Origin of the sequence: Nakamurella multipartita DSM 44233 (assembly GCF_000024365.1) — a bacterium.
In the GTDB taxonomy this organism is placed as follows: domain Bacteria; phylum Actinomycetota; class Actinomycetes; order Mycobacteriales; family Nakamurellaceae; genus Nakamurella; species Nakamurella multipartita.
The window spans coordinates 4,585,804-4,604,081 of record NC_013235.1; the positions used below are offsets into that span (position 1 = coordinate 4,585,804).

The following is an 18,278-nucleotide window of genomic DNA, read 5'->3' on the forward strand; positions in this document are numbered from 1 at the left end:
TCGCCGTCATGTCCAGGTCGTGCTCGATCACGCGTGTCCCTCGCCGTACAGGATGTCCGTCCCGTCCAGCCCGTCCAACTCGTGCCCCATCCGGTCCCGCTTGGTGGTCAGGTACCGCAGGTTCTCGGGGTTGACGTGGGCCGGCAACGACACCCGGCCGTTGATCGACAGGCCGTAGCCCTCCAGCCCGGCCCGCTTGGCCGGGTTGTTGGTCAGCAGCCGCATCGAGGTGATGCCCAGATCGGCCAGCACCTGGGCGCCGGTGCCGTACTCGCGCGAGTCGGACGGCAGGCCCAGCTGCAGGTTCGCATCGACCGTGTCCGCCCCGGCGTCCTGCAGCTCGTAGGCCCGCAGCTTGTCCAGCAGACCGATCCCCCGGCCCTCGTGCCCACGGATGTAGAGCACCACGCCGCGCCCCTCGTCGGCGACCGCCTGCAGCGCGGCCTGCAGCTGCGGACCGCAGTCGCAGCGCAGCGATCCGAGCACATCACCGGTCAGGCACTCCGAGTGCACGCGCACCAGCACGTCCCGGCCGTCGCCGATCTCGCCGGCCACCAATGCGATCAGCTCCCGGCCGGTGACCGTGCTGATGTAGCCGACGGCCGTGAACACGCCCTGCGGCAGCGGCAGCCGGGCGCTGGCGACCTTGCGGATCTGCACCTCGCGGGCCCGCTTGTAGGCGATCAGGTCGGCGATGGAGATCAGCGCGAGCCGGTGCCGGCGGGCGAAGACCTGCAGGTCGGGCAGCCGGGACATCGAGCCGTCGTGGTTGACGATCTCGCACAGGGCACCGGCCGGCTGCAGCCCGGCCAGGGCGGCCAGGTCGACGGCGGCCTCGGTGTGCCCGGGGCGGACCAGCACGCCGCCGTCGCGGGCGCGCAGCGGGAAGACGTGGCCGGGCCGCGACAGGTCCTCGTCGGTGGCCGCCGGGTCGGCCAGCAGGCGCACCGTGTGCGCCCGTTCCGCCGCCGAGATGCCGGTGGTGACGCCCTCTTTGGCGTCGACGCTGACGGTGAACGCGGTCGACTTGCGGTCCTGGTTGCGGTGGTACATCGGCGGCAGGTCGAGCCGGTCGCAGGCGTCTCCGGTCAGACCGACGCAGACCACGCCCGAGGAGTGGCGCACCGTGAAGGCCATCAGCTCGGGGGTGGCCAGCTCGGCGGCGAAGATCAGGTCACCCTCGTTCTCCCGGTCCTCGTCGTCGACAACGACGACCGCGCGGCCGGCGGCCAGCTCGGCCAGGGCGAAATCGATGGTGTCGAAGCCGGCCTCGGTCTTGGGCCGGTTCGGGTCCCAGGGCCGGGGCGGCGCCGCGGTGCCGTCCTCGAACGGGATCCCGGCGTACCCCGTGTCGACGGCCGCGTCGCCGGCCGGGCCGCGGTCGGCCCGGGGCCGCCGGGGCGCCTCGGTGAAGTCGGCCGCGGGGATCCCGGCGAAGCCCAGGTCCTGGTTCTGCGCTCCGGGCGCCGTGCTGGTCATGCGTTCTCCCGAGTTGCTGGACGGACGCCGCCGGTTCCCGGCGCCGGGGTCGCACCGGCCAACCCACCGGCGGCCAGCAGCCGCTCGGCGTACTTGGCCATCACGTCGACTTCCAGATTCACCACCGTGCCCACCTCGGCCGCGCCGAGGGTGGTCGCCGTGCGGGTCTCCGGGATGATCCCGATGCCGAACTCGACGGCCGGACCGGCGTCTCCGGCCGGGCCTCCGGGCAGGTCGAGCACGTCGATGACGGTCAGCGAGATGCCGTCGACGGCGACCGAACCCTTGGCGGCCAGGTAACGGGCCAGCTCGACGCCGGTGCGGATGCGGATCTCGTCGTAGGCCGGGTGCTCGGTCCGGCGCACCACCGTGCCGACCCCGTCCACGTGCCCCTGGACGATGTGGCCGCCCAACCGGGTGGTCGGGGTGACCGACCGCTCCAGGTTGACCTCGTCGCCCGCGGTCAGCGAGCCGATGGTCGACCGCCGCAGCGTCTCGGCCATCACGTCCACGGTGAAGCGGTCGCCGGCGCGCCCGACGACGGTCAGGCACACGCCGGAGACGGCGATGGAGTCGCCGTGTCCGACGTCGGCGGTGACCTTGGGGCCATGCACGGTCAGCCGGGCCGAGTCGTGATCGGCCGGATCGTGGTGCACGGCGACGATCCGCCCGCGCTCCTCGACGATGCCGGTGAACATCCGTGTCCCTTCCGCGTGCGGTCCGCTGTCAACGTCAGCGAGCCGCGCATTGCTCAATTCGTCGTGCCCGTCCATAGTCCACCATCCCGGCGAGCCCGGGTGGGCCCGGTGAAGCCCCGGCCGGAGCCGGGCGCCCGGCGATGGCTCAGACGCTCGCGCGGACCCGCTCGGCCGCCGCCCGCAGCCGGGCGACGGCCAGCGCGGGATCGGCCGCCGAGTAGACCGCCGAGCCGGCCACGAAACAGTCGGCCCCGGCCTCGGCGGCGATCTCGATGGTGTCGGCGCTGATGCCCCCGTCGACCTGCACCACGACCGTCAGGTGCCCGGTGTCGACCAGCCGACGGGCCGTGCGCACCTTGTCCATCATGTCGGCCATGAACGCCTGACCGCCGAAGCCGGGCTCCACGGTCATCACCAGCAGGGTGTCGTAGTGCTTGAGCACGTCGGTCCAGGCCTCCAGCGGGGTGCCGGGCTTGAGCGACAGTCCGGCCCGGGCGCCGGCGGCGTGCAGGTCGGCGGCCATGGCGATCGGGTCGGCCACCGCCTCTGCGTGCACCGTCACGTTGTGCGCGCCGGCCTCGGCGTACCCGACCGCCCAGCGGTTGGGGTCCTCGATCATCAGATGGCAGTCCAGCGGCAGGTCGGTGACCTTGGCCAGGGACTGGACCACGGGCAGGCCCAGGGTCAGGTTCGGTACGAAGTGGTTGTCCATGACGTCCACGTGCAGCCAGTCGGCGCCGGCCACGGCGGCCACCTCGTCGGCCAGGTGGGCGAAATCGGCGTTGAGGATGCTCGGCGCGATCAGGACGGTCACCGCAGGAGCCTATCGGTCGGCCGACCGCCGCCCCCAAACCCCCGTCAGGCCGCCCGGCCCCTCCCATCCGTTGGGCAAACCGGGTGGCCCCGTCACCCTTTCGGAGTACGTTCTGGTGAGGCCCCGCTCACAGCGAGCGCGGTCCGCCGTACCGGCGAATGGACCGAACACCTCCAACCGAGCCCTTGTCACGTGTTCGAATGAGCACTCCTGAAAAGGGCTTTTGCCGCAACGCGCCGGCGGTTGACTCAAGATCAACACGAACTTGATCACACGCCGGGCTGGTCCCGACAGGGCTTCCCGGTGGGCAGAATGGTTGCTGTGCCGCCCGAACGGGGCACATCGCAAGCGGGCCCGCAAAGACGCAGGAATGTCGGCGGAGTCGCCGCTCCCTCGGATCCATATCCGGGGATCCCGGTCCGCAAACCATGTCGAATGTTTGCTGCTGGAAGGAGCAATTTCTATGAGCACGACCAACGAACTGACCAAGGTCTACAAGTGGAGCGCGCTGACCGCCGCCGTGGTGCTGGCCCTGGCCACCGCCGCCGCGCTGGCCGGGCAGACCGTCGGCCTCTGAGCCGACCAGGCCGGTGCCTTGCGCACCGGTGCGACCACGACGGCCGGAACCCACGGGTTCCGGCCGTTCGTCGTTGCCGGCGTGGCGACCGGGAGCCGGTCAGCCGGTCCGGCGCAACAGGGCCAGGAACATGCCGTCGGTGCCCTGCCGATGAGGCCAAAGCTGCACGGTGGGTCCGTCGCCCAGCGCGGGCACACCCGGCAGGAACGGCCGGGCGTCGCACAGCTCCAGCTGGTCGGGCCGCCGCCCGACGACGCCGAGCGTCTCGGCCAGATGCGGTGAGCAGGTGACGTAGGCGATCAACCCACCGACCCGGACATGCCGGGCCGCCGCAGCCAGCAACTCCTGCTGCAGCTCGACCAGCTCGGGTACGTCGCTCGGGGTGCGCCGCCACCGCGACTCCGGCCGGCGGCGCAACGCCCCTAATCCGGTGCACGGTGCGTCCAGCAGGACCCGGTCGTAGGCGTCCTCGTCCAGCCCGCTGGCCCGGCCGTCCGCCGTGTGCACGGTGACCGGCAGGCCGGCCGTCGTGCGGCGGACCAGATCGGCCCGGTGCGGCCCGATCTCCACGGCGTCCAGGTGCGCGCCCCGCCCGGCCGCGAACGCACCGAGCAGCCCGGCCTTGCCGCCGGGTCCGGCGGCCAGGTCCAACCACCGCTCGTCGGGTCCGTCCAGGGTGGCGGTGGCCAGCGCCGTCGCCACCAGTTGCGACCCCTCGTCCTGCACCGCCGCCCGGCCGTCGGCCACCGCCGAGACCCGGCCGGGGTCGGTGCCGTGCAGGTAGACCCCGTACGGCGAGTACTGGGCCGGGGTCCCCCCGGAGGCCGTGACCAGCTCGTCCCGCCCGATCAGCCCGGGGCGGGCGACCAGGTGCACCGTGGGCGGCACGTCGTCGGCCCTCAGGGCCTTCTCCAGCTCGTCCGTGGCGGTGTCGGTGTCTGTGTTGCTGGCCGTGGGTGTGGCCGTGTCCGGGGCCAGGCGGTCGGCCAGGGCACTGACGATCCACCGCGGGTGGGCGGTGGCCATGGCCAGATGGCCGAGCCGGTCCTGCTCCGCGGGCGGCGCGAGCCGCTGCACCCAGGTGTCCAGGTCGGCCTCGGCGATCCGGCGCAGCACCGCATTGACGTACCCGGCGGCGCCGGCGCGATCGCCCGCCCGCACCAGTTCGACGGTGGACGAGACGGCGGCGTGCGGCGGGATCCGGGTGTGCAGCAGCTGGTAGGCGCCCAGCCGAAGGGCGTCGATCACCTCCCCATCGAGCTCGGCGAACGGACGGTCGCCGCAGGCGGTGATCACCGCATCCAGCTGGCCCAGCGCCCGGCAACTGCCGTAGGCCAGCTCGGTGGCCAGCGCGGCGTCCCGGCCGCCGATCCGCCGGTCGCGCAGGATCGGCGGCAACGCCAGGTTGGCGTACGCGCCGCGGCTGCGGACCGCGGCCAGCAGATCCAGGGCGGCCTGCCGGGCCGGGTCGTCGATCGGCGGGCGCAGGGTCGGCGGCCGCCGCGGCGGTCCGGCCGGACCCTTGCGAGCGCCGCCGCGGTAGGGGCGCCCGGCGCCGGCGCGGCGCGGTGGGGGTGACGTCATCAGTGGTGAGCCTCGTTTCTCATCCCAGCACGGTTCTCAGCCCAGCAGGGTGCCGGGTTCGGGACGGGCGCCGCGGGCCCAATCGGCGGCGTCCATCGGTTTGCGACCGGGCGCGGTCAGCCGGCCCAGCCGGACCGCGGTGGTGCCGGTACCGACCAGCACGTCCCGCTTGCCGGCCTCGAGCCGGCCCGGGGGCAGGTCGGTGCGGTCGGTGTGCGCGACCGGGCCGAGGACCAGCCGCCCCCAGGGCGAGTCGGTCCAGGCACCGGGGTCGGGGGTCAGGCTGCGAATGGTGCGGTGCACGGCGGTGGCCGGCATCGACCAGTCCAGCCGGGCGTCGGCGACGGTGATCTTGCCCGCGTAGCTGACCCCGTCGGCGGACTGCGGCAGGGCCACGACGGTGCCGTCGGCCAGGCCGTCCAGGGTGGCCACCAGCAGCCGGGCCCCCGCGGTGGCCAGCCGGTCCAGCAGGTCCCCGGCGGTGTCGCCGTCCCCGATCGGCTCGGTGATCAGCCCGTACACCGGCCCGGTGTCCATCCCGGCCTCCAGCCGGAAGGTGCTCGCGCCGGTGATGTCGTCGCCGGCACGGATCGCCGCGGGCACCGGCGACGCCCCGCGCCAGGCGGGCAGCAGGCTGAAGTGCAGGTTCACCCAGCCGTGCGCGGGGATGGCCAGGATCGGCGGCGGTAACAGGTTGCCGTAGGCCACCACGGCGGCCGCCTCGGGCTCGATCGCGGCGAGCTGCTCGGCGAACTCGGGATCGCGCGCGCTGCGCGGGGTCAGCACGGGCACACCGGCCGACTCGGCGAGGGCGCCGATCGGCGAGGGGTGGAGCGTGCGGCCGCGACCGCGGGGCGCCGGCGGCCGGGTGATGACGGCGGCGACCTCGTGCCGGGAATCCAGCAGGGCGGTCAGCGACGGGACGGCCGGGGCCGGGGTGCCGGCGAAAACGATGCGCAGCTGCGTGCCCTTCTGCTGGTCGGCCCGCGGTGCGCGAGGATTCCCGTCGCGGTCGTCCCGGGTCGGGTGGCCGGCTCAAGTCTAGGGAGTCCGGGAGGACACGATGGCCGCAGTCGCACCCGATGGGCGAACCCTGGCCGGCCGGGTGGTGCGGCTGGATGCCGGCCGGGCGTCGGATGCGGCCGGGGTGTTCGCCGCCCTGGACGATCCGCGCGTGTACGCCGCCGGGTTCGGCGGTGGCCCGGCCGGACGCCCGGCAGATCGGGCCGCGTTCGATCGCGGGTGGGTGGCCGGGCTGGTCGACCCGCGACGGGTCGCCGTCTATGTGGTGCGCTCGCTCGTCGACGGCCCCGCGGGGGCGGCCGGGACGATCCTGGGCACCTCGTCGTTGGGCGACCTGTCGCTGCCCGACGAGCGCATCCACCTGGGCTGGACGGCCTACGCCCCGGCGGTCTGGGGGACGGCGGTGAACCCCGAATGCAAACTGCTCCTGTTGCAGCATGCGTTCGCGGATTGTGGCCTGGGCCGGGTCAAGATCCAGACCGACATCCGCAACACCCGCTCGCAGGCGGCGATCGCCCGGCTCGGCGCAACCCGTGAGGGGGTGCTGCGCCGGCACCAGGCCCGAGCCGACGGGACGTTCCGGGACACCGTGGTGTTCTCGATCCTGCGCGACGAATGGCCGGCGGTGCGGGCCGGCCTGCTGGCCCGGATGGACGCGGCGGCGCCCTGACCTGATCGGCGCCGCCCGCGCGGATCACCCGGCCCCGATCACCCCGGCCCGATCACGCCGGCCCCGATCACCTCGACCCGATCAACTTGGCCCGGATCACATTCGGCGGATCGGCTGAGCTGAAATTCGGCCCAGATCAAATCGGCTCAGATCAATTCGGCTGGGTCGACCTTGATCCGCAGCCCGCCGCCGAGCTTGCGCGCGGACCGGCCGGCGGCGACGACGTGCAGGGCCGCACTGAGCGCCTTGCGCTGGGCCAGCGGCGCCCGGACCAGCGCCCGCAGCCGGGTGCCCTCGGGCAGCGCCGGGTCGAGCCCGAGCAGGAGCGCGCCGGACTCGTCGATCGCCTCGGCCGCGTCGTCGGCCCCGAGGCCACCGTCGGCGCTGTCGGCGTCCTCCAGCGGGACCGGACCGAGCACCTGGGCGTCGGCGGGCAACGCGAGCCGGTCCAGGGCATCCATGATCGCGGTCTGCGAACCGTCGATGGAGGCCATCGCCACCGCGGGCGGGAACCCCAACTCCCGGCGGGCGGCCAGCTCGGCCTCCGCGTGGCCGGCCGGATCCCACCGGATCAGCGCCTGCACGGTGGGCAACTCGGCGTCGGCGGCGACGATCACCTGACCGCCCTGCTGGCGGGGGCGGACCAGGGCGGCCGCGCCCATCCAGCGGCGCAGCGTCTCCTCCCCGGCCCGCAGATCCGGCCGGCCCAGCAGCAGCCGGCCGTCCAGCAGCAGGGCGGCGCCGTAGCCGGTCGGCGCGACCGGTTCGGCCCCCGGAGTGGCCACCACGATCGCCGGACCGTCCGGCACGGTGGGCCGTCCGGCCGCGCCCGAGGAGTTGAGGATCGGCACGCCGGCGAAGGCGCGCCCGATCTCGTCGGCCGTGCGCCGGGCGCCGACGGTGGTGGCCCGGATCCGGTCGCTGCCGCACGCCCCGCACCGGAAGTGGCCCTCGTTCACTCCGCACCAGCGGCACTGCAGCAGGCCGGATGCCGGCTCGGCCAGCCGTGGCCCTGGCCCTGGCCCTGGCCCGGACGATGCCCCGGTCGGCCCACCGGATGTTGCCCCGGCGGGCCCGCCGGCCATCGCCCCGATCGGCCCCCCGACGGAGACCAGCGGCCCCCGGCAGCGCCGGCAACGGGCCGGGCGGCGGCAGCGGGCACAGGCCAGGCCCGGCAGGTATCCGGCCCGCGGCACCTGGATCAGCACCGGCGCGCGAGCGGCCAACGCGGCGCGGGCGGCGTCGAAGGCGACCGGCGGGATGCGTGCGTGCGCGGCGGCCGAACCGGCACCGTGCACATGGTCGCTGCCGGCCGCCCGGATCCAGGGCACCCGCGCACGCAGCACCGGCCGCGGGGCGACGACGGGCTGGGCCCAGCCGCTGTCCAGCAGCAGCTGCGCCTCGGCCGTGCGGGCGAAGCCGGCGATCAACAGCGGGCAGGACCGGGCCACCGACCGCAGCATCAGCACCTCCCGCACATGCGGGTAGGGCGCCCGCGGCTCGGCCAGCAGGTCGTCGCCGTCGTCGAACAGGGCCACCAGGCCCAGGTCGGCCACCGGCGCGAACGCGGCCGCCCGGGTGCCGATGACCACCCGCTGCTGCCCCCGCAGCACGCTCAGGAAACGGCGATACCGCTCGGCCGGGCCCAGGTCGGCGGCCAACGTCACATGCCGGTCGGCGCCCAGCACCGCGGTGAGCGCGGCGTCGAGCCGGGCCAGGTCGGTGGCGTCCGGCACGATCATCAGCGCCCCGCGGCCGGCGGCCAGGGCGGCGGCCGCGGCCTCGGCGAGCCGCACCGGCCAGTCCTCGCCCGGCAGGGCCTGCCAACTGGCCCGGGCCGGCCGGCCCTCGCGGATCGCCCTGAAGAATGCCGGGCCGGCCGGGTAGGCCTGCGCCCACGGGGCCGGGACCGGCGCCGGCTCGCCGCCAGGTTCGGGCGTCGGCTCCCTGCCGGGTTCGGGCGTCGGCTCCCCGCCGGGTTCGGGCGTCGGCTCCCCGCCGGGTTCGGGCGTCGGCTCCCCGCCGGGTTCGGGCGTCGGCTCGCCGGTCGGCGGGGCCGGCTGCTTCTCCACCCGGGCGTGCCGGGGCGGCACGGCCAGCCGGAGGACGTCGGCGACGGTCCCGGCATAGCGGTCGGCCACCGCGCGAGCCAGGTCGGCGACCTCGGCGGTCAGCACCGGCTCGGGCGAGACCACCCGCTCGAGGTAGCCCAATTCGCCGGCGTGCGCCGACTCGGCCACCCGGGCGAGCAGGAAACCCCCGACCTGCCGGCCGGCGAAGCGGACCTTGACCCGGACGCCCGGTCGGGCATCCGCATCGTCGCGTTCGTCGACCAGGTAGTCGAACGGACGGTCCAGGTGGGCCAGCGGCACCTCGACCAGCACCCGGGCCACCGGCAGGGTCGCCGCAGGACGCCGGTCACCCGCGCTGGGCCGCCGGTCACCCGCGGCCGAACGCCGGGGGGCCGGCGCAGCGCGGCGGGCGGGAGGTGCGGTCACCACCCATGCATACCAAGCCGCACCGACACCACCGCCACCCGCCCGATTGGCGCCCACTCCGCTCCGCGCCGGTGTTCCCTCCTCCACATCGACGGGGAGTCGGGAACACCGCGGTGGAGTGAGGTCGGCCGGTCCGGAGTGGGGAGGCGGCCCGTCGCGTGGCCGACCTCATCCGCGCGGATGAAGTCGTACTCACCGGCCACAGCAGTCACATTCGGTGCAGCTTCATCCGCGCCGGGGAAGATGATCCGCGCGGGACCGGGGGTGGGGGTTGGCCCGGGGCGGGCCGAGCTACATCCCCAGGGCCGACTTCAGGTCGGCCGCCCGGTCGGTGCTCTCCCACGGCAGATCGACGTCGGTGCGGCCGAAGTGGCCGTAGGCGGCGGTCTGCGCGTAGATCGGGCGCTTGAGGTCCAGGTCGCGGATGATCGCCGCGGGCCGCAGGTCGAAGACCTGCTTGATCGCCTCGGCGATCTTGTCCGGGTCGACCTGCTCGGTACCGAAGGTCTCGACGAACAGCCCCACCGGCGAGGCCTTGCCGATCGCGTAGGCGACCTGCACCTCGATCCGGTCGGCCAGGCCGGCCGCGACCACGTTCTTGGCCACCCAGCGCATCGCGTAGGCCGCGGACCGGTCCACCTTCGACGGGTCCTTGCCGGAGAACGCGCCGCCGCCGTGCCGGGCCATGCCGCCGTAGGTGTCGACGATGATCTTGCGGCCGGTCAGACCGGCGTCGCCCATCGGGCCGCCGATGACGAAGCGGCCGGTCGGGTTGACCAGCAGCCGGTAGCCCTGGGTATCGATGTCCAGGGCGGCCAGTTCGGGCTCGACGACCTGTTCGCGGACGTCGACGGCCAGCAGCTGCTCCAGGTCGATGTTCTCCGCGTGCTGGGTGGAGACGACCACGGTGTCCAGCCGCACGGCCTTGTCCCCGACGTACTCGATGGTGACCTGGGTCTTGCCGTCGGGCCGCAGGTACGGCACGGCACCGGACTTGCGGACGCCGGTCAGGCTGCGGGAGAGCCGGTGGGCCAGCGCGATCGGCAGCGGCATCAGCTCGGGGGTGTCGGTGCAGGCGTAGCCGAACATCAGCCCCTGGTCGCCGGCGCCCTGCTGCTCCAGCTCGTCGACGGTGCCGTCCACCCGGGACTCGTACGCGGTGTCCACGCCTTGCGCGATGTCCGGGGACTGCGCGCCGATGGCCACGTTGACCCCGCACGAGGCGCCGTCGAAGCCCTTGGCCGAGGAGTCGTAACCGATGCCCAGGACGGTGTCCCGGACGATGGCCGGGATGTCGGCGTAGGCGCTGGTGGTGACCTCGCCGGCGACGTGCACCTGGCCGGTGGTCACCATCGTCTCGACGGCCACCCGGCTGGACGGGTCCTGCCGCAGCAGCTCGTCGAGGATGGAGTCGCTGATCGCGTCACAGATCTTGTCCGGGTGCCCCTCGGTGACGGATTCCGAGGTGAACAGGCGGGAGGTCACGGCTGTTTGCTCCTATATCGCGGTGATGGTCTGGCGTGAATCAGAGGCTGATCTGAAGGAACTTGAAGCGGACAAAACGGGTGCAAGCCGCCCCATCATTGTGGGCGACCCTACGCGAAGTGCAGGTGACGTCCGGTCAGGTCGGAGGTTCCGGGCCGGACAGCCTCGGGGCCAGTACATCGCAGACGGCGGCGGCCAGCACGGTCTTGGGCCCGAACGGGATCTCGACCGGCGCCGACCCGTCGGCGGCCAGGATGACCCCGGCATTGTCGGCTACCTCGAAGGCGCGGCCGTCATCGACCCGGTTGACCACCAGCAGGTCGCAGCCCTTGCGGGCGAGCTTGTCGCGGCCGTAGTCCAGGGGGGTGCCGTGGGCGTCGCCGGTCTCGGCGGCGAACCCGACGACGACCCGCGGGCGGTCCGGGCCGGGCCGGCTCAACCCGGCCAGGATGTCCGGGTTCTCCACCAGTTCGATGGCCGGGGGGCCCTGACCGGCCCGCTTCTTGATCTTGGTGGGGCCCGCGTGCACGGGGCGGAAGTCGGCGACGGCGGCGGCCATCACCACGGCGTCGGCCCCGGCCGCATGCTCGACCATGGCCGCCTGCAGGGCCCGGGCATCGGTCACCTCGACCACCCGCACGCCGGGTGGCGGCGCCAGCGAGACGTTGGCCGAGACCAGGGTGACGGCGGCCCCGCGGGCGGCGGCGACCAGGGCCAGGGCGTAGCCCTGCCGCCCGGACGACCGGTTGCCCAGGAACCGCACCGGATCCAGCGGCTCCCGGGTGCCACCGGCGGAGATGACCACGCGCCGGCCGGCCAGGTCCGGCGGCAGCGCGGCCGGCCGGGCCAGCAGCAACGCGGCGGCGGCGTGGATGTGCTCGACCTCGGGCAGCCGGCCCGGGCCGGTGTCGGCCCCGGTCAGCCGGCCGACGGCCGGATCCAGCACGACGACGCCGCGCGCGCGCAGGGTGGCGACGTTGGCCTGGGTGGCCGGGTGGGTCCACATCTCGGTGTGCATGGCCGGCGCCATCAGCACCGGCGCCCGGGTGACCAGCAGGGTCGAGGTGAGCAGGTCGTCGGCCCGGCCGGTGGCCGCGCGGGCCAGCAGGTCGGCGGTGGCCGGGGCGATCACGACCAGATCGGCCTGTTGCCCGGCGGCGACGTGCTTGACGTGCGGGATGTCGGTGAAGACGTCGGTGGAGACCGGGTGCCCGGACAGGGCCTCCCAGGTGGCCGCACCGACGAAGCGCAGAGCGGCGGCGGTCGGCACGACGGTGACGTCGGCGCCGTGCTCGGTGAACAGCCGGACCAGGCCGCCGACCTTGTAGGCGGCGATCCCACCACCGACCCCGACCACCACCCGGGGACGCCGGTCAGCACCGGCCGGCTGCGTCGAGGTCACCGATTCGTGGACCAGCGGATCCGGTCCGCTCACTCGCCTTCGGTGTGGGTGAGCAGCCCGGCGTTGATCTCGCGCAGCGCGATCGACAGCGGCTTCTCCTTGGGCAGCGGCTCGACCAGCGGGCCGACGTACTCCAGCAGGCCCTCGCCCAGCTGGGCGTAGTAGTCGTTGATCTGCCGCGCGCGCTTGGCCGCGTAGATGGACAGCCCGTACTTCGAACTGGTGCGGGTGAGCAGCTCGTCGATCGGCGGGTAGGTGATGCCGGCGGCCGCGATCGCCGCGGCGCTGGGCGCACCGGTCTCTGCTGAAGTCGTCATATGCAGGGCTCCTGTTTCCGTGATGGTCTCGCTCGCCGGCGCTGCCGCCGCGGCCAACAGAATCAGGGCACGCGCGAACCGGGCCGGGACCCGGTCATCAACTGTACCAAGCCTTCGGCCGCGCTCCGCACGTTCGTGTTGACGACCGTGTGGTCGAACTCCGGTTCGGCGGCCAGTTCGTCCCGAGCCGCGGCCAACCGGGCGGCGATGGTCTCCGGATCCTCGGTGCCGCGACCGACGAGCCGGCGGTTCAACTCGTCGACCGACGGCGGGGCCAGGAAGATCAGCACGGCCTGCGGGCCCAGGCCCGGGGCGGCCCGCACCTGGCGGGCGCCCTGCACCTCGATCTCCAGCAGCACGTCCTCCCCCGCGGCCAGCCGGTCCTCGACCGGGTCCCGCGGGGTGCCGTACCAATTTCCGGCGAAGAACGCGTGTTCCAGCAGCCGTCCGGTGGCGATGAGCTCGGCAAACCGGTCCTGGCTGACGAAGTGGTAGTTCACCCCGTCCACCTCGCCGGGCCGCATGGCCCGGGTGGTGGCCGACACCGAATACCACAGCCCAGGCAGCAGCTCGCGCACCTGCGTCAGGACCGTGCTCTTGCCCACCCCGGACGGGCCGGACAACACAAACAGACGGCCTCGGTCCACGGCCGCGTCCGCCCGACCCCCGGAGCCTTCGGCCGGGGTCAGTAGCCGAACTCGTTGAGCAGGGCCTGGCGCTGGCGCTCGCCCAGGCCACGCACCCGGCGGCTGGCCGCGATGTCGAACTGGTCCATCAGCTGGGCGGCCCGCACCTTGCCCACCCCGGGCAGGGACTCCAGCAGCGCGGAGACCTTCAACTTGGCCAGCGCCTCGTCGGTCTCGGCGTCCGCGAGCACCTGCTTGAGCGTCGTGCCGCCCCGCTTGAGCCGCTCCTTGAGCTCGGCCCGGGCACGGCGGGCGGCCGCTGCCTTCTCCAGGGCCGCGGCGCGCTGCTCGTCGGTCAGTTGCGGAAGAGCCACGTCGGCCTCACTTCTTTCCTGTGAATTGTCCTACTGCAGTGCCGCGGGGCCAGGCCCCCGGCAGTCGTGCCACCCGGTAACACGGTCGCGTCCAGCAGTCCTCTGCGAACCTACCCAGGCCGGGGCGGGGCGGCAAACACCGACCCGGCCGGGGTGTTGCCGATGATCTTGCCCGATCCACCGGCCGAGCGCACCCAGCGCCGGCCCGGCCCCCCGGACCACCCGGGGGCCCAGCTCAGCTGCCGGGTTCGTTCTCCTCACGACGCCGCCGCCCTCGGTCCGGCCCGACCCAGCCGGAGTCCTCCTCGGCCCGCCAGGTGGCCTTGAGCTCCTCCTCGGTCAGGGCCAGGCCGTCCCCGGCCCGGCGCCCCACCATGGAGTGCTTCTTGCCGTAGAGGTAGTAGACGGCCACCCCCAGGGCCATCCAGACCAGGAACCGGATCCAGGTGATCGCGGTGAGATTGATCATCAACCACACGCAGGCCAGCACCGACAGGATCGGCAGCACCGGCATGAGCGGCACCTTGAACGAGCGCTCCAGGTCCGGCCGGGTGCGGCGCAGCACGATCACGCCGATGGAGACCAGGACGAAGGCGAACAGGGTGCCGACGTTGACCATCTCCTCGAGCACGCCGATCTCGGAGAAACCGGCGATGACGGCGACGACCACGCCGACCCCGACGGTGATCCGGGCCGGCGTTCCGGTCTTCTCGCTGACCGTGGCCATTCCGCGCGGCAGCAGGCCGTCCCGGCTCATCGCGAAGATGATGCGGCTCTGCCCGAGCAGCAGCACCAGCACCACCGTGGTCAGCCCGGCCAGCGCGCCGATGGCGATGACGTTGGCCGCCCAGTCGACGCCCACCGCGGAGAACGCCGTGGCCAGGGTCGCGGCGTTGCCGTCGTGGGTGCCGTCCGGCTGCAGCGGCCCGAGCTGGTCGTAGGGCACCATCGCGGTCAGCACCAGCGAGACCAGCACGTACAGCACGGTGACGATGGCCAGCGAGCCCAGGATGCCGCGCGGCAGGTCCTTGCGCGGGTTGCGAGTCTCCTCGGCCGCGGTGGCCACGATGTCGAAGCCGATGAAGGCGAAGAACACCAGCGAGGCCGCGGCCAGCACCCCGAACCACCCGAACGAGGACGGCGCGCCGCCCAGGATCAGCTGCAGCAGCGGCTGCTCCAGCCCGGTCTTGCCGCCCTCCGCCGCCGGTTGGCTCGGCGGCACGAACGGCGAGAGGTTGCTGGCGTTGAAGTAGAAGAAGCCGACCACGATCACCAGCAGCACCACGAACACCTTGATCGCGGTGATGATCATGTTGGCCCGGGCCGAGAGCTTGGTGCCCTGCACCAGCACGAACGTGATCAGACCAACGATCACCACCGCGCCCCAGTCGAAGTCCAGCGGGCCGAGCTCGATCGTGGTCTGCAGCGAGCCGCCGAACTGGGAGAACAGGTTGCCCAGATACAGCGACCAGCCCTTGGCCACCACCGACGCGCCCAGGGCCAGCTCCAGCACCAGGTCCCAGCCGATGATCCAGGCGACCAGCTCACCGAGGGTGGCGTACGAGAACGTGTAGGCCGACCCGGCCACCGGCACCGTCGAGGCGAACTCGGCGTAACACATGGCGGCCAGGCCGCAGGCGATGGCGGCGATCACGAACGACAGGGACACCGCCGGGCCGGCCGTGGTCGCGGCCACCCGCGCGGTGAGGGTGAAGATGCCGGCGCCGATCACCACGGCCACGCCGAAGATGGTCAGGTCCCAGGCGCTCAGGCTCCGCTTGAGCTTGTGCCCGGGTTCATCGGTGTCGCGGATCGACTGCTCGACAGACTTGGTGCGCCAGACGGACATGGAACGCCCTCCGAGGGGTCGACGATCGGGGTGCGCGGGTGGGAGCACAGCAGTCCGACCGTAACCGCGCCCCTCGGTGTGCGCGCTCCGACATCCCGTCGCCGGCGGGCGGAATCAGTCCAGGCCGTCGGTGGCCCGGTAGGCCACCGCATCGCCGGCGACCCAGACCAGACCGTCATGGGCGCCGATCCAGACCGACCGGCCCCGGGGCACGGTCAGGATGCGACCCCGCTCGTCGGCCACCTGCAGCTCGCCCTCGACGACCAGCAGCACCTGCGGGCCGGCGTGGGTGATCTCCCGACGGCCGGGGACCGGTTCCAGCCGCGACAGCCGGAACTCGGGGGTCGGCGTGCGGTAGACCCGCTCACCGGGCAGACCCGGGTCACCGTGCAGGATCGGCACGTCGCCGGGGTGGAAGTCGAGCACCTTCATCAGTTCCGGGACGTCGACGTGCTTGGGGGTCAGGCCGCCGCGCAGCACGTTGTCGGAGTTGGCCATCACCTCGATGCCCACCCCGGCCAGGTAGGCGTGCAGGTTGCCGCCGGGCAGGTAGAGGGCCTGGCCGGGCTGCAGGGTGATCCGGTTGAGCAGCAGCGAGGCCAGCACCCCCGGGTCGCCGGGGTAGCGCTCGCCCAGGGCCAGCGCCGTGCGGTACTCGGTGGCGAACTCGTCGGCGACCTGGACCCGCCGGACGCAGGCCGCGAGCACGTCGGACAGCAACGGGCCCAGGGTGGACGGCGGGATGGTGATGATCGAGGAGAACAGGGCCCGGGTCCCATGCTCGTCCGGCTGGCCGGACAGCAGGCCCAGGTAGTGATCCAGCGCCGGCACCTCCAGCGCGGCCAGCAGATGCACCGTCCGGGACGGCTCGCGGAACCCGCAGAGCGCCTCGAACTCGGTGAGCGCGCAGATCAGCTCGGGCTTGTGCCAGCTGTCCCGGTAGTTGCGCTGCGGCGAGGTCAGGGGGATGCCGGCGGCCTCCTCCAGCGCAAACCCGCGTTCGGCCTGCGCCGCCGACGGGTGGGCCTGCAGGGACAGCGGCTCGGCCGCGGCCAGCACCTTGAGCAGGAACGGCAGCCGGGAGCCGAAGCGTTCGTGCACCGGTCGGCCCAGGGTGTCGACCGGGTCGGCCGCGATCACCTCGGTCAGCGGGCGGGTCGGGGCGCCTGGCTCGTCGACCGAGCCACCGGGCCCGTCCAGCAACGCCGACGGGTCGGCCGGATGGGCGCCGACCCACAGCTCGGCCTGCGGATGGGGGGCCGGGCTCGGTTCGCCCAGCAGATCGGCGATCGCCGTGCGCGAACCCCAGGCGTAGGGCCGGATCCGGTTGCGCATCAGCTCCACGAACCGGACTCCCTCTCGCTCCACGCGGCGCGGCCACCCGTCGACGGCAGGTGCAACGCGGCACTGCCGGGACGACCCAGCCCGTCCGGGCTGTCCATCGGCGGGCGGGTGCCCGACCGCAGTCCAAGGTAGACGGCTGCGAAGTCGATCCGGGCCATCATGGACAGGGTCCAGCCGAACGCATCGCGGGCGGGTGCCGGGCCGGTCGCCTCCCCGGGCGGGGCCGTGTCGTCGGTCGGGGCTTCCTCGGGCCCGATGACGATGGCCCGCGGCAGGGCCGCCTGCAGCGCCGCGGCCAGGGGCGATTGCGGGGCCGCGGGGACCCGCGTGGGATCGACCGGTTCGCTGCCGAAGGAGGGCAGCGACTCCAGCGGGAGCAGGCCCGCGCCCGGGGGCAGGCCGGCGGCCGACGGGCCGATCACCAGCACACTGCTCAGCCGCTGTCCGGCGCTGTCCCCGTCGCCGTCGGCGAAGGGGTCGTAGAAGGTTCCGGTCGGGCCGTCCGTGCGCGCGGCGCTGGCCAGGATCGGGGGTGAGCCGGCCGCCAGGTAGGACGGCAGGGCGGCGCCGGCCTGCCCGGCCAGCGCGATCAGCGCCCGGCCCGCGTAGGCGGCCAGGGCATCGGCCACCGGATCGGTGCCGATGATCAGTGCAGTCCCGTCGGCCAGGTGTTCGGCCAGGGTCAGGGCCGGGTTCACGAAGAACTCCGATGACGGGTGGCAGGCCATCGCCAGGGCGTCGAGCTGGTCGGCGGCCGTGGCGAAATCGGGACGGCGCCCGAAACCCGCCGCGGCGGCCACGGCGACCAGGACGGTCAACCGGGCGACGCCGGCCAGGGCCTCGGTCACCGTGACCGCGGGCGCGATCAGCAGCGACCCGGCGGCGGCCTGGGCCACCGGTCCGTCGGCGGCCGCCCGGACGATCACCCGGGCGCCGCGTCGCGCGGCCAGGGCAGCGGCTTCGGCGCAGGCGATGTCGTCGACGACGGAGGCCAGCACCACCACGATGTCCAGCGGGCCCACCCACGACGGCAGCGTCGTACCGGTGACCACCGGGGTCGGCGGATCCCCGAGCAGGGCGAGCAGCAGGGCGGTGTCGATCGCGGCGCTCGCCCCGACGACGACCAGGGCGCGGGGCCGACCGAAGTCGCTCAGCCCGGCCACCTGTTCGGCTGTGGACCGCACCTGGGCGCCGGCCAGCGCGGCCGAGGGCAGCAACTGCGCCCCGTCGGCGGCGATCAGTTCGTCCGGCGCATGCAGGTCCGCCGTCATGGCCCGGTCCCCACACCCGATGCGGCGGGTCCCCCCGTCGCCTCGTCCAGCAGCAGGACCGGGATGCCGTCCCGGACCGGGAAGACCCGCCCGCATTCGGTGCAGGTCAGCGCCGGCGCACCCGGATCGCCGGGCGCACCGGGGTGCAGCGGCGCGTGGTGCTCGGCCGGGCAGGCCAGGACGTCGAGCAGAACCGGATCCAACCGGGCCGGCCCCTCCCCCGGAGCGGACATCGTCGGAACCTTTCTTCAGCAGGTAGCGACCATC

Annotated in this window: 16 protein-coding genes; 1 reads left to right on the forward strand and 15 read right to left on the reverse strand. The window is 73.7% G+C overall.

The features are described from left to right. Positions 1-27: 27 nt before the first annotated feature. The 5 genes from NAMU_RS20590 to NAMU_RS20610 all read right to left on the reverse strand — a co-directional run bounded on the left by NAMU_RS20590 (position 28) and on the right by NAMU_RS20610 (position 6,112). Complete coding sequence (locus NAMU_RS20590) at positions 28-1,479, reverse strand: bifunctional 3,4-dihydroxy-2-butanone-4-phosphate synthase/GTP cyclohydrolase II (protein WP_015749265.1); 1,452 nt, start codon at positions 1,477-1,479, stop codon at positions 28-30. Then, the gene (locus tag NAMU_RS20595; protein WP_015749266.1) at positions 1,476-2,177 is read right to left on the reverse strand and encodes a riboflavin synthase; all 702 of its coding nucleotides are present in this window, start codon (positions 2,175-2,177) and stop codon (positions 1,476-1,478) included. The genes NAMU_RS20590 and NAMU_RS20595 overlap by 4 nt, the downstream gene beginning before the upstream one ends. Before the next feature lie 145 nt (positions 2,178-2,322). Beyond that, on the reverse strand, positions 2,323-2,982 hold the full coding sequence (gene rpe / locus NAMU_RS20600; RefSeq protein ID WP_041371162.1) for a ribulose-phosphate 3-epimerase: 660 nt from the start codon (positions 2,980-2,982) through the stop codon (positions 2,323-2,325). A gap of 685 nt (positions 2,983-3,667) precedes the next feature. Then, positions 3,668-5,152 (reverse strand): RsmB/NOP family class I SAM-dependent RNA methyltransferase, encoded by a 1,485-nt coding sequence (locus NAMU_RS20605; RefSeq protein ID WP_015749269.1) that lies wholly within the window; start codon positions 5,150-5,152, stop codon positions 3,668-3,670. Positions 5,153-5,188: 36 nt separating this feature from the next. Then, on the reverse strand, positions 5,189-6,112 hold the full coding sequence (locus NAMU_RS20610; RefSeq protein ID WP_015749270.1) for a methionyl-tRNA formyltransferase: 924 nt from the start codon (positions 6,110-6,112) through the stop codon (positions 5,189-5,191). 103 nt (positions 6,113-6,215) lie between these two features. On the opposite strand from NAMU_RS20610, the gene NAMU_RS20615 reads away from it, so the two are divergent. Beyond that, a complete protein-coding gene (locus NAMU_RS20615) occupies positions 6,216-6,845 on the forward strand; it encodes a GNAT family N-acetyltransferase (protein ID WP_015749271.1) in 630 nt (209 codons plus the stop codon). A 146-nt stretch (positions 6,846-6,991) separates the two neighbouring features. On the opposite strand, the gene NAMU_RS20620 is transcribed toward NAMU_RS20615, so the two are convergent. The 10 genes from NAMU_RS20620 to NAMU_RS20670 all read right to left on the reverse strand — a co-directional run bounded on the left by NAMU_RS20620 (position 6,992) and on the right by NAMU_RS20670 (position 18,244). Next, entirely contained in the window at positions 6,992-9,343 is a 2,352-nt protein-coding gene (locus tag NAMU_RS20620) for a primosomal protein N' (RefSeq protein ID WP_169312531.1), read from the reverse strand. Between the two features lie 291 nt (positions 9,344-9,634). Continuing rightward, positions 9,635-10,828 (reverse strand): methionine adenosyltransferase, encoded by a 1,194-nt coding sequence (metK, locus tag NAMU_RS20630; RefSeq protein ID WP_015749273.1) that lies wholly within the window; start codon positions 10,826-10,828, stop codon positions 9,635-9,637. A gap of 136 nt (positions 10,829-10,964) precedes the next feature. After that, the gene (gene coaBC, locus NAMU_RS20635; protein WP_052308228.1) at positions 10,965-12,230 is read right to left on the reverse strand and encodes a bifunctional phosphopantothenoylcysteine decarboxylase/phosphopantothenate--cysteine ligase CoaBC; all 1,266 of its coding nucleotides are present in this window, start codon (positions 12,228-12,230) and stop codon (positions 10,965-10,967) included. 29 nt (positions 12,231-12,259) lie between these two features. Further along, entirely contained in the window at positions 12,260-12,547 is a 288-nt protein-coding gene (gene rpoZ, locus NAMU_RS20640; RefSeq protein ID WP_015749275.1) for a DNA-directed RNA polymerase subunit omega, read from the reverse strand. Between the two features lie 62 nt (positions 12,548-12,609). Continuing rightward, positions 12,610-13,194 carry a guanylate kinase gene (gmk, locus tag NAMU_RS20645; protein WP_015749276.1) on the reverse strand — a complete coding sequence of 195 codons (585 nt, stop codon included), beginning with the start codon at positions 13,192-13,194 and terminating at the stop codon, positions 12,610-12,612. A gap of 38 nt (positions 13,195-13,232) precedes the next feature. Continuing rightward, a complete protein-coding gene (gene mihF, locus NAMU_RS20650) occupies positions 13,233-13,547 on the reverse strand; it encodes an integration host factor, actinobacterial type (protein WP_015749277.1) in 315 nt (104 codons plus the stop codon). A gap of 235 nt (positions 13,548-13,782) precedes the next feature. After that, a complete protein-coding gene (locus tag NAMU_RS20655; protein WP_015749278.1) occupies positions 13,783-15,396 on the reverse strand; it encodes an amino acid permease in 1,614 nt (537 codons plus the stop codon). A 114-nt stretch (positions 15,397-15,510) separates the two neighbouring features. After that, positions 15,511-16,731, reverse strand: coding sequence for a mannose-6-phosphate isomerase, class I (gene manA / locus NAMU_RS20660; RefSeq protein WP_015749279.1), 1,221 nt, complete (start codon positions 16,729-16,731; stop codon positions 15,511-15,513). After that, positions 16,731-18,011, reverse strand: coding sequence for a hypothetical protein (locus NAMU_RS27700; RefSeq protein ID WP_015749280.1), 1,281 nt, complete (start codon positions 18,009-18,011; stop codon positions 16,731-16,733). Before NAMU_RS27700 ends, manA begins: the two co-directional genes overlap by 1 nt. Then, positions 18,008-18,244: a Trm112 family protein gene (locus NAMU_RS20670; protein WP_015749281.1), complete on the reverse strand. Its 237-nt coding sequence runs from the start codon at positions 18,242-18,244 to the stop codon at positions 18,008-18,010. Before NAMU_RS20670 ends, NAMU_RS27700 begins: the two co-directional genes overlap by 4 nt. Positions 18,245-18,278 lie beyond the last annotated feature (34 nt).

Excerpts from the sequence above, each read along its gene's own strand:
- NAMU_RS20670 (WP_015749281.1), bottom strand. The coding sequence starts at position 18,244 with ATGTCCGCTCCGGGGGAGGGGCCGGCCCGGTTGGATCCGGTTCTGCTC.
- manA (WP_015749279.1), bottom strand. The coding sequence starts at position 16,731 with ATGCGCAACCGGATCCGGCCCTACGCCTGGGGTTCGCGCACGGCGATC.
- NAMU_RS27700 (WP_015749280.1), bottom strand. The coding sequence starts at position 18,011 with ATGACGGCGGACCTGCATGCGCCGGACGAACTGATCGCCGCCGACGGG.
- NAMU_RS20595 (WP_015749266.1), bottom strand. The coding sequence starts at position 2,177 with ATGTTCACCGGCATCGTCGAGGAGCGCGGGCGGATCGTCGCCGTGCAC.
- NAMU_RS20655 (WP_015749278.1), bottom strand. The coding sequence starts at position 15,396 with ATGTCCGTCTGGCGCACCAAGTCTGTCGAGCAGTCGATCCGCGACACC.
- NAMU_RS20605 (WP_015749269.1), bottom strand. The coding sequence starts at position 5,152 with ATGACGTCACCCCCACCGCGCCGCGCCGGCGCCGGGCGCCCCTACCGC.
- rpoZ (WP_015749275.1), bottom strand. The coding sequence starts at position 12,547 with ATGACGACTTCAGCAGAGACCGGTGCGCCCAGCGCCGCGGCGATCGCG.
- NAMU_RS20590 (WP_015749265.1), bottom strand. The coding sequence starts at position 1,479 with ATGACCAGCACGGCGCCCGGAGCGCAGAACCAGGACCTGGGCTTCGCC.
- NAMU_RS20615 (WP_015749271.1), top strand. The coding sequence starts at position 6,216 with ATGGCCGCAGTCGCACCCGATGGGCGAACCCTGGCCGGCCGGGTGGTG.